11 protein-coding genes are annotated in these 11334 nt (G+C 54.9%); 2 read left to right on the forward strand and 9 right to left on the reverse strand.

The features are described from left to right. Positions 1–587: 587 nt before the first annotated feature. Complete coding sequence (locus tag AB1A64_RS21230) at positions 588–1277, forward strand: DUF4396 domain-containing protein (RefSeq protein ID WP_366553997.1); 690 nt, start codon at positions 588–590, stop codon at positions 1275–1277. A 164-nt stretch (positions 1278–1441) separates the two neighbouring features. On the opposite strand, the gene AB1A64_RS21235 is transcribed toward AB1A64_RS21230, so the two are convergent. The 9 genes from AB1A64_RS21235 to AB1A64_RS21275 form a co-directional block, all read right to left on the reverse strand. Further along, positions 1442–1810 (reverse strand): cytochrome c, encoded by a 369-nt coding sequence (locus tag AB1A64_RS21235; protein WP_366554062.1) that lies wholly within the window; start codon positions 1808–1810, stop codon positions 1442–1444. A gap of 77 nt (positions 1811–1887) precedes the next feature. After that, the gene (locus AB1A64_RS21240) at positions 1888–2754 is read right to left on the reverse strand and encodes a CopD family protein (RefSeq protein ID WP_366553998.1); all 867 of its coding nucleotides are present in this window, start codon (positions 2752–2754) and stop codon (positions 1888–1890) included. A 2-nt stretch (positions 2755–2756) separates the two neighbouring features. Continuing rightward, positions 2757–3098: a copper resistance CopC family protein gene (locus AB1A64_RS21245; RefSeq protein WP_366554000.1), complete on the reverse strand. Its 342-nt coding sequence runs from the start codon at positions 3096–3098 to the stop codon at positions 2757–2759. 11 nt (positions 3099–3109) lie between these two features. Next, positions 3110–3541, reverse strand: coding sequence for a cytochrome c (locus tag AB1A64_RS21250; protein ID WP_366554002.1), 432 nt, complete (start codon positions 3539–3541; stop codon positions 3110–3112). 692 nt (positions 3542–4233) lie between these two features. Beyond that, a complete protein-coding gene (locus AB1A64_RS21255; protein WP_366554004.1) occupies positions 4234–5745 on the reverse strand; it encodes an AMP-binding protein in 1512 nt (503 codons plus the stop codon). Beyond that, positions 5742–7163, reverse strand: coding sequence for an aldehyde dehydrogenase family protein (locus AB1A64_RS21260; protein ID WP_366554006.1), 1422 nt, complete (start codon positions 7161–7163; stop codon positions 5742–5744). The genes AB1A64_RS21255 and AB1A64_RS21260 overlap by 4 nt, the downstream gene beginning before the upstream one ends. A gap of 59 nt (positions 7164–7222) precedes the next feature. Then, a complete protein-coding gene (locus AB1A64_RS21265) occupies positions 7223–8182 on the reverse strand; it encodes a tripartite tricarboxylate transporter substrate binding protein (protein ID WP_366554008.1) in 960 nt (319 codons plus the stop codon). A 42-nt stretch (positions 8183–8224) separates the two neighbouring features. Then, complete coding sequence (locus AB1A64_RS21270; RefSeq protein WP_366554010.1) at positions 8225–8680, reverse strand: tripartite tricarboxylate transporter TctB family protein; 456 nt, start codon at positions 8678–8680, stop codon at positions 8225–8227. Beyond that, positions 8677–10188 (reverse strand): tripartite tricarboxylate transporter permease, encoded by a 1512-nt coding sequence (locus tag AB1A64_RS21275; protein ID WP_366554012.1) that lies wholly within the window; start codon positions 10186–10188, stop codon positions 8677–8679. The genes AB1A64_RS21270 and AB1A64_RS21275 overlap by 4 nt, the downstream gene beginning before the upstream one ends. A 113-nt stretch (positions 10189–10301) precedes the next feature. On the opposite strand from AB1A64_RS21275, the gene AB1A64_RS21280 reads away from it, so the two are divergent. Further along, complete coding sequence (locus AB1A64_RS21280; RefSeq protein ID WP_366554014.1) at positions 10302–11333, forward strand: LacI family DNA-binding transcriptional regulator; 1032 nt, start codon at positions 10302–10304, stop codon at positions 11331–11333. Position 11334 lies beyond the last annotated feature (1 nt).

Consider the following 11334-nt stretch of genomic DNA (forward strand, 5'->3'; position numbering starts at 1 on the left):
ACGGCTAAGATCCAATGATCACATTACAATTTGTATGAGACACCCCTTGGGAGCAAAAGCACAACATAAAAAGTGAAGAAGGTGCGGTTTGAATAGAACACTCAACGACAGCTTTCTTCTGCACTTCCGGCATTGATGCACGGTGCAGAAATTTGAACTTAGGGCTCAATGTTGCCGTTCACTACTGTCAGCATAGTTGGCTGGTCGCAGCCCAAAACGGTTATTCGTAACTGTGCTTTGAAATTTCTGATATGCGCCGCAATCCCGCTGCTAATTCCTAAAATAGCAGTGATACGGCAGTATTATCCAAGCAGTTATCGGCTACCATTCAACCATCCAAATCAAGCGACCAAATCCGCCTAACAGCCTACCTGCACAAGACCTAATACCCATAGCTCGTGATATGTGTGTTGACTTGCCTGGTATCACATGTGCGCCGATACTTCGTACTATTAGAAGGGTTTGCAATTCAGGGAGTTCAGAGTGCTCAATGGTGCGATGCTTGTGTGGTTTTTTTGACTGGTGCCAGTGTGGCATTCGTCGTTTGGGATTCAATAAGCAATGGCGTGACCAGTTGGGTTCAACGCATGGCTTGGATTTTAGTGACGATCTACACGGGACCCGTCGGCCTATTTTTCTATCTGATCACCTGCCGTCGACCGTTTCCGGGCGGACATGAGCGCTTTACGCGCGCGACTTGGAAACAAGGCGTAAACAGCGAAATGCACTGCTTGGCAGGCGACGCCACAGGGATCCTTCTCGCTGCAATACTCGTTTATTTCCTCGCACTTCCGAATGGTTGGGACATCACAGTCGAATACGTCTTCGGTTTCGTCTCGGGGCTTTTCATCTTTCAAGCCCTGATGATGCTTTCGATGTATGGCAGCTATTCGCAAGCGGTTCGAAAGACATTTTTCGCAGAGATCGTGTCGATGAACATGGTCATGACGGGAATGATTCCGGCTATGGTCCTGTTGGCAGCGGCCTGGCCTGGATCGGAAAATCCGCTCTCTCCAACCTTTTGGTTTTGTATGAGTCTGGCGGGAATAGCGGGAGGTTTTGTTGCATTCCCGATCAATTTCTGGCTGGTTGCCAAACACCTGAAACACGGATGTATGACCCTACCCGGGGCAGTTGGCCCGGCGCCAGGCATTGGTCATGTGTCTTCAGAAGTGAACGGTATGTCCCATGACAAAATGAAGAACATGCCAAGTCATAGAATGAGCATGAAGACACTGTCCTTGCATGCCATGTTGCTCTGGGTCTTAGTCACCTAGGCGATCCTACTGATTGCGCTCTGGGCGACTTCGCTAATTGCACCCAACCGTTTTTAGCGCTTCAAAACCTGTTGGGCACCTAAGTAACGATGGCGTAGCAGGCTAAGGCAAATGCTCGCTGAACTGACCTCGCAAAACCATAAGCTTTGCTAAATGCCCAGCTTCTACTCGTGCGGAAGGTTACGGCCAGCCTGTAATCGCTGAATTTCGTCAGGCCAAGTGGAGCGGATATAGGCCAGAATGTCCCAAATATCGTCATCGGTGAGGGTATCACCAAAGCCGGGCATGCCACTCGCAAACCCGTCGACGCCGCGCACGGCCAACGCCGCTTCGCCGCCCAGCAGGGTGTATTCGAATAGAAGCTGGTTATCGTGGTGCCAGGTATGTCCGGTCTCGTCATGAGGCGGCGCAGGAAGGATGCCGTTGTCGTCAGGCGTCTGCCAATCTGGCTGTCCTTCGAGATTGGCACCATGACAAGACGCGCATTGTTCGGCGTAGAGGGCCTGCCCGTTGGGTAAATCCCGGTCGTCCATTTCGTGACCAGCACTTACACTCGTTGCAAGGCTGACAAACGCGACGATCAAATAGTTCCGCTTGATCATGGGATACCTCAATTCGGTAGAGTCATAACACTGGTGAGCGTCGCGGTTGCTGCAAGGATCCCCAGAATGATTACAGCTTCGATCCCAATGGAGCGCGCTAAGTGGCGGGCGGCATTGTCATCCCCGGACAACATGGCTGGAACGAAGCGCAGTTTGTTTGCGGCTGCCAACGTCATGACCGCGCCCACGAGCGCGAGTTTGATTAACAGGTTTTGGCCATAGCCCGTTGTCATTAACGCCCACATATCGCCAAGCAACATCCAAGCCAGCAGCAGTCCCGCCAATATCAACGCAGGGACAATAACCGAAGCCGCCTGACCAAACTGATGCCCCAACATGGCCGCGTTGTTCAGATATTCTGGCCGTTGCGACAGGGCGCGCAACGGTCCAAGTATGCCAATCCAAAACGCGACTCCCAGAAGGTGCAGGAGCAATAGCACACGGACGCCGGTTATCTCCAACTCGGGGACGTGCCCGATCTGGGCGAATGACCACAGGGCGATCATTCCACCGACAAGCGCGATCCATTGGCCGATTAGGGGCATGAATACCCCGACAATTATTAAAACCGTCCCGGCAAGCCGATAGACCAGAACGTCGCCAACCGGGGTCTGCCACAACAGACCGAGCATTTCCGGATCGGTCATACCATCGGCTCCGCCTGTCAGGCTGGCACCGCGCAGCATGAACCCAAGGACAGAGCCCGCAAGCGCGAGCCCCGCTAACAGCACAACTTGCACGCGCATCGTATCGCTGAGAGGTGACACAAGGTCGGCAAAAACGGCCCGAATGATCAAAAGACCAGTCGCACCGCCAATACCGACATAGAGCATCAGCTTGGACAAAATCGCGCCTATTCCCCAGATATCGGGCATGGTCAGTCCACTGTGAATGTGAATTCACCCTGCATGGCGTGCCCGTCTGCCCCCAAACCCCGCCATTCAATGCGATAAGTGCCTTCACCCATCCCTTGGAGCGGGAGCGCGAACCCGCGGCCAAAACTTGTCTGATCTCCTAGGTCGAGCGTGACGGTATGCGCCTCCTGATGGATCATGTTGACTTTGGTCAGTCGAATATCATCCGTGAAACTAAAGCTGATCTCAGAGGGTACTTCGGCAACTGTCGCGCCGTTTTCGGGTGTGGTGGCGTCCAAGCTCGAATGGGCAAAAGCGTTTGTGGCAAGCATGGAAATCAATGCAATTGTGATGAGTTTATTCATTGCGAGGTTCCTCAGTTTATTCCATTGGCGCGCTGGACTTCGCGGATGTAGTCGATGACCATAGCCACGTCGCCACGGGTCAAGCCTTCAACCGGAGGCATGTCGCCAAACTGCCAGTGGTGGCTTCTGACGCCCATCGCGACCGCGCGTTGAAAGGACTCGTCTGCATGATGGCTGGGTTCGTAGATAACATGGATCAGAGGCGGCCCTGCACCTTCAACTCCGACCGCGTTGCTTCCGTGGCAGGCGGCGCACGCGGTTTCGAATATACGTTGCCCAAGGGCCGCATTCCCTTCGATAGGCGGCATCTGAATTGCCACCATAGCATTGCCCTCGATAGGTGCCGACTGCTCAGCCTCCCCAACTGGGGCTGGACGCTGAGTGATATAGGCAGCGACGGCTACCACGGCGCATGCGCCGATCAGGAGATATTTTCGTTTCATGTACTGGTCCTAACCTTATCTAACAGAGTGGGGCTGCAAATAGTTTGCAGCACACCGGAACGTGCTCACTCTCGGTGAACAACGTCGGAAATCTGTTTCAGGTGTTAGGTGGCCTGTCCGGGTTGTCCGGTTCCTTGAGCGTCGAGAGGCTTGTTGCCTGCCATACCTTCACAAGCACGGATCGGTTTGGTGTCGTTTGAGAATCCTGCGCCGTGAGCGTAACCGCATTACAAAGGAACGGATTGCATCCTCCGCTCGCTGCACTTCCTGGATCATGCTGGGAGCCTTCGCTTGGCGCGATTGAAGCATGGTCAGCGTGGTGTTCTTCTACAGACGTCTGCTGGTTGTGATCGCAATGCCAACAATTGCAGTTCTCCAGCATGGCATGCGCACGGTCACCGAGCCCTGTCATCAGGACCAACAGAACAACAAGCAGCACTGTAGTTATGGTTCGAGTAAGCTTCACGCCCGGAACTTAGCCTAGGCCCCAATACAATACAACGAAAGCCGACACTGATGTATCGTGCAGCATCCGATGCTTCGGGCTCATTGCCGCTGTTGGAGCGGATACAGCATTTACGGGCGCACGACCTGACAGATCATCGAAGACGGCCCAAAGCGGACGGTCGACTTCCCAGCCGATCTCGCAGTGCGCGGACATTGGGCTGTCATACAAGCAGCTAAACAAACACTTACATCTTCGATTCACCGGCATTCGCGTTTACGATCTCGAGTATTCTGTTTCTTTGAATTTTCCCCGATGGCCCTTTTGGAAGATCAGGCAAGATATGAACTTCATCGGGTGATTTGAAGCGACCCAATTGAGTTTCGCAAAGTTTCGATAGGACCAGCGCCGTCACCTTAGAACCTTCACGAATTTTGACCGCTGCCTCGACGGTTTCGCCGTAGCTTTTGCAAGGACGTGCAAAAGCTGCAGCTTCAACGACATCGGGGTGAGAGTACAGCGCTTCGTCAATCTCGCGCGGCGCAATGTTTTCGCCACCCTTGATGATCAGTTCCTTGAGCCGGCCGGTGACAAAAACGTAACCATCCTTGTCCATGCGGGCGAGATCACCAGTTCGTAACCATCCATCAGAGCTAAAGGTGCCTTTGGTTGCGTTGGGGTCGTTGAGGTATTCCAGCATCACATTTGGTCCGCGAATGACCAATTCACCTTCCATTCCGTGTGGAACAGGTCGCAGATCAGCATCAACGATTGCCGCCTCGTTCCCGTATGGGATGCCGGGAGAGCCGATTTTGCGAACGGCTGGCGGCAAAGGGTTGGACAGAATTTGCGCGGCTGTTTCCGTGAGACCCATAGTTTCCACGATGGGGATTTCGAAACGGCCTTCAAAAGCCCGCTGTACGTCTGGCGCCAGCGCAGAGGATGCAGAACGACCAAAACGTACCCGCTGACGAGTTTGAACGTCGGGCTTGGTGTCCGAATGCAACAAGTGGGAAATGATGGTTGGTACGACCGAAAACCAGGTCGCCTCGACCTTACCAAGATTGTCCCAGAACCGACTGGCCGAAAATCGTTCGCACATGGCCAAAGATCCGCCTGAGACAAGCGTTCCCATGACTGTCACGCAAAGCCCGTTGATATGGTAGATCGGCAATACGCAGAACCCGCGATCGGCCTCGGTCAACTCATGAGCAACTGTGGTAGTCCAACCGCCCGCCAACAGGCTGGAATGCGTGTGAACCACACCCTTTGGACGCCCGGTCGTTCCAGAGGTGTACATCAACAGCGCATGACTATCGCACGAGATACTGTGCAGGTTGTTGCCAGTATCTATGGCATCTGCAACTTGTAGCCGAGTGATCCTGGCGGGATCGGCTGTTCGCTCGAACAATTCCAGTTGTTTGGGATGCACAAAGGCAAAGCCTGCACCGCTATGTTCCAGTGCATAAGCTACGGCGCTATCGCCAGCAACTAGGTTAATCATCGTTGCCCGAAAGCCGCCGTACAGAACACCGAAAAGGACCTCCAGCGCTTCACGGCAATTGGGATAGAGGATCGCAACACTTTCGCCTTTTGCCACACCCAATTCGGTTAAAAGGACCGCGATGCGGCGGGCCGCCTCGCGCAGCTCTCCCCAGCTCAGGTCCTGTGCGCCGTCCGGGAAAACAAAACCGGTTTCTCCCTGGCTTGCCCTGTAATCTAACCAGTCGCGAACGGTTCCTTTGGGCGGTTCCATCATTGCCCAACCTCCGACCAGTAAGCGCCAAAAATCTCCTCAAGCTCTGGTTCTCTCGGCGGTGTTTCACGCACAATTTTGGTGGTCTGGACGAAATGCCGCCAATGCAGGTTGGTGTCGATGGAATTCCCACCCCAGCTGCCGCAGCCCATCGAAAGCGAAAAGGGCATTCCATTCGTGAAGCTCCCGCCAGTGGCAAAGGTATGCGCTTGGTTCACGATGACCCGACAGGTGGGAAGGTCACGCCCCAGCCCAACCGCGCGCGTGTCGTCATCGGTATGGATACCAATCGAATGTCCGGCGCCCTGATATGCCAAAATGCGAGCGGCAACTGCCTTGGCTTCCTCAAAATCTGCGGCTCGGTAAAGTGCCAATACCCGGCTAAGTTTTTCCCCAGACAAAGGATGATCCGGGCCAATCCCGTCAGTTTCGACTGCCAGAAACTTAGTGCTCTCGGGTACTTTACCTACCACCCCCAAGGCTTCGAGCATTTTGTCAGCGTCCTGCGCAATGGCCGAGCGGTTGAGATGACCATCAGGCCAAAGTCGCGCCACGATGTCGTTTGCCTCAGAGGACGGCACCAAGGCACCCCCCTCGGCAGCCATCGCAGCCACAAACGCGTCATAGACCGCATCCACAACGACCAGCGCGTTCTCAGAAGAGCAAGACGTCGCGTTGTCGAAACATTTTGAAGCCGTGATTTTGGCTGCGGCTGCCTGCAAATCAGCAGTCTCGTCCACAATCACTGTCACATTGCCAGCGCCAACAGCCACGGCCGGCGTACCACAGGATTGCGCGCGGTGAACATTGTTCTGGCTGCCGGTACAGATCACCCGATCAACAGTTTCCATCAACTGTTGCGTTTTGGCCTTGGACCCGGGCGCGGGGATCATCTGAACCAAGTTGCGGTCCAACCCCAGCTTGTCGAATTCTGAGTGGATGTAGTCAATTAACATTTCACAGGACGCCACGCCTTTGGGTGAGGGTGCCACCACGATGGAGTTACCGCCTTTCAGCGCGTTGATGATGTTGTTCGCGGGCGTTGCGGCAGGGTTGGTCGACGGCACAACCGCGCCAATCACGCCGATAGGACGCGCAATTTCGGTAATACCTGCCTTCGGATCGTCACTAATGACGCCGTGGGTTTTCACGTCGGCGATATCGCGTAACAAGCCAAGTGTTTTTCGGTGGTTCTTGGTGATCTTATCCGGCACATTGCCCAGACCAGTGGTTTCAACGGCAGTCTCGGCCAGCATCCGATTGCGCGTTGGTTCCATGATGGCCCATCCCGCTGCCAGCGCCGCTTTGTCGTAAAGTGCCTGACTGCCATTAGCTTCGAAATCTTCCTGTGCCTTGCGCGCTTGAGCCACAATACGATCTACTTCGGCTATTTCGGGTGAAATCCCGTCCTGAGCGTTCATATTTGTCCTCGATATGTTGTTCGGGGCGGACCTACTCCGCCCCGCTGTGTGCGTCAGTCTTAGAGACCGGCCAGCAATTCGTTCAGTGTCTGCTGACGCTGAGCCCACATCTCGATCACTTCATCACGTGACATGATGTGCATGGGTGAACCGCCAGCTTCCATTTTCTTCGCGACACGGGAATTGGCGAACATCTCGGGCACTGTTGCTGAGAGTTTGTCGATAACCTCGGGCGGCGTGCCTTTGGGTACCATCACGCCTCGGAAATTGACCGACGAATTGTCGACGTCCAAACCCTGTTCCATCATCGTCGGCACGTCGGGCAGGAAGGCGTTACGCTCTAGATCAGCAACGCCCAGTATTTTGACGTTGCCCGCCTCTTGCGCGCGGAATGCATCCGACAGGTTGTTGATACCGCCCATGACCTCACTGGCGATCACCGCTTTCATCGCCGCGGCCCCACCGCCTTTGGTCGGGATGTAAGCCATCTTGGTTCCAGCGGCCTTGTCGATCTGCAAGGCGGCAATATGGTGGCCTACAAATAGACCCGCACCGGAAACGGTCAGCTTGCCAGGGTTTTCCTTGGCAAAGGTGACAACATCTTCCATCGAGTTAAACTCACTGTCCGCGCCAACGACGAATACAGCCGGGTCGGCACCCCAGTTCGCGATGGGTTCAAAGCTGTCGGTCGAATACTCCACACCACCCTTGATCGACTGAGCGATAAAATGTGGAACGTTGTAGGCCGCGAGCGTGTAGCCATCCGGGTCAGCCTGAGTGGCAAACCAATTCCAGCCCACGCGCCCCCCCGCCCCGGGTTTGTTGATAATGGCAATGGGCATACCCAGCGCATCTTCGTTTCCGGACGTCATGGTGACAATGCGCGCTTGAAAGTCGGTCGCGCCTCCCGCGCCGTAACTGACCATCATCATGATCGGCCGTTCGGGATATTCCTCGGCCACCGCTGCGCCTGTCAGGCCCATGAGGACCAATGCGGCCCCTGCAATCATTCGTTTCATTTGCGTTTCCTCCCTAATTTGGTTCATCCGCAAACTTTGCGGTCAGAACAGAATTTCCTTTGGTGTGTAGACGTTCAGAAGCATGGCAAAGAGCCCGTACATCACCGCCACAAAGATCGCGGTGATAATGCCGCGCTTAACCCAGGTTTTGGCTTCGGAATGTGGCGCTGGATCGTAGATCGACAGCAGAACGAAAAACGCGATGGCCGTCGCGGTGTAGAAGCCAAGCGACTTGGCCGCCCAGAAAACGTAGATCAGTGCAATGATCAAACCCGGCAGCATGTTCAGGAACATCGTGCGAGTCACACCGTTCCCGACCTTGGACAAACCCATCACCGCTTTGCCAAACGTCCACCCGGCCAGAACCACGAAAACTGATGCAATTAGACGCGGGAACAGGAAGGCCTCGGCTGGTTGCTGGGTATAGCTGACCCAGGTCACCCAAAGACCCACTGCGAAAACCAGACCCGACCCGAATATGTGTTGCGAGCGGTTCATGCCTGCGCCTCCTCTTTGGTGGTGTAGCGGCGGCTGCGCAGTTCCATCCAGACTGAGTAGGCGATTGAGGCCAGCACCACTGCGATCAGGAACAGGTTCAATCCACCGGTCAGGAAATACGACGCCTTACCTACGGTCGCGTCCGCGATCATGCCGCCTTGAATAAAGTTGGCCTCGGCGATGGGTCCAAGGATCAGTCCCAGAACCAGCGGTGCGGCAGAGAAGCCAAATCGCTCCAAGAAGAACATACCGATGCCGAGGCAGGCCATGACGTACACATCACCCATTGAGCCCTGCACCGAGTAAGCACCGAAGACCGACAGCGACAGAACAATGGCCGCCATAACCGATTGCGGGACCTGTGCGACACGGGCGGCAAGACCGGCCACATAGAGGCCGAAGATGCACATCAAAACTTGCCCGATCAGCATCGAGTTAATGAAAGTCCAGGCCACATCAGGATGGTTGTCGAACAGATCTGAGCCAGGGAAAATCCCGTGGATCAGCAATCCGCCCAGTAGGACGGCGGCGGTTGGGCTACCTGGAATCGATAGTGTCAGCAGCGGCACTAGTGACGGGCCAACCATCGCGTTATTGGCGGATTCCGCAGCGATCACACCTTCGGAATGACCAGTGCCGAACTTGTCTTTTTCGGACGAGAACTTCTTGGTCTGGTCATAAGCGACGAGCCCCGCAATCTGCCCACCGACACCAGGGATCAGGCCGATAATCGAACCTGTCAGCGTACCTATACTCAAAGCTCGAGTACGGCTGAAAAGCTCTCGGAATGCTTCTAGGATTGAGTGCCGTTGTACTTCGATGACTTCAGCACCGGTTTTGTGACGACCTTTGGCGAGCATCGTCAGCACCTGCGGGATAGCGAACAGGCCAATCAATGCGGCGATGATATTGATGCCGCCACCCAAAGCCGGGTGAAAGATGAAACGTTGCGCCCCCATGATGTCATCAAAGCCGATGGTGGCCAGCCACAACCCGATGCAGCCCGAAAGCAGACCTTTCACCACCGAGGCGGAATCCAACGTCCCGATCACCGTCACACCCAGAATGGCCAGCCAGAACAAGTGCGAAGGACCGAATGCCAGCGCCCATTGGGCCAGCACGGGGGTCAGGAAGATCAACAGGAGCACGCCAAAGATGCCTCCCACGGCCGAGGCTAGGAAAGACAGCTGCAGCGCCCGTGCGCCCTGGCCTTGCTTGGCCATGGTATGCCCGTCCAATGTTGTTGCGATGTTTGCCGGCGCACCCGGGATCTTGAGCAAAATTGCACTGACGGCACCACCTGCGACGGTCGACGTATAGGCCGCACCCAGCAGGATCAGCCCTTGCGCCGCTTCAAGTTGAAAGGTGAACGGGATGAGCAGTGCGACCGCCATCGTGGGTGACAAACCCGGCGTCGCACCCAAGATCAGGCCCCCGATCGTGCCACCCAACAGCAGCATAAACGACAGCGGCGTGAATACGTCTCCGAAGTAATAAATGAATTCCATTCAGGGCCTCCCAACCCGTCGGTTCATGTTTTTACTTTTGTTGACAAATCAGGTTAGGCGATGAAAATAGTATTGCAAATGTTTTCATAAATTCGACTAAATGTGGGGATATTATGTCTATTTTTCAAAAGGGTAAGGTGGATATTGTGGCGGTTGCAAAGGCCGCAAAAGTGTCACCGTCCACAGTTTCCCGCACCTTCAATCACCCGGATTTGGTCAGCCCTGCGACTCGGAAAAAGATCAATCGAGCGGTGCAGAGATTGGGGTATATCCGAAACCGGGCGGCACAAACGATGCATGGCAAACGCTCCGGCACCATCGGTCTGGTGGTGCCCACGATCAATCACGCAATTTTTGCCGAGGTCATTCAGGCCTTTTCGGATTCTATCGACAAAGCCGGGTTCAGCCTGTTGCTGGCGTCACATGGTTATGACCTCGATCGGGAATACGCAATGGTCCGCAAGTTTCTTGAGCACCGTGTCGACGGTGTGGCACTAGTTGGATTGGAGCATTCCGAAGCCACCGCCCGACTGATCGAACAGCAGAAAATACCCGCGCTCGCTATTTGGAATTACTCGGAAGATTCCATCCTTCCGTGTGTCGGGGCCGATAACGGGCTGGCCGGACGTCTTGCGACAGAACATCTACTGGCCCTGGGGCACCGTGACATTGGGCTGATCTTTCCCCAAACCAATGGTAATGACCGCGCGCAACATCGGATTTCTGCTGTGCATGCTGCGCTTAACGAAATGGGTATTTCCGTTCCGAGTGAGCACGAGTCCGAAGCCCCATATAGTGTGTCGCAAGCCAAGCAAGCAGCCCTGACCCTCTTGACGAAGCACTCTCGTCCTACGGCGCTGCTTTGCGGAAATGACGTCATTGCGCAGGGCGCATTGTTTGCGGCCCAGAGCCTTGGGTTGAAGGTTCCAGACGATCTTTCGATCATCGGCATCGGAGATTTCAAAGGATCAGCGGATGTTGAGCCGGGGCTCACAACCATTCGCATTCCAGCAGAAACCATCGGCAAACTCGCCGGCGAGAGGTTCACCGACTTCATTACGTCAGACGATCCTAAGCTCTTTAGAATATGCTGTGAGGTGGAGCGAGTTGTTAGAGGCACAACAAGTCCGGCGATAGTTTCTTAGT

It is taken from the genome of Ruegeria sp. ANG10, from assembly GCF_040705255.1.
Taxonomy (GTDB): Bacteria; Pseudomonadota; Alphaproteobacteria; order Rhodobacterales; family Rhodobacteraceae; genus Ruegeria.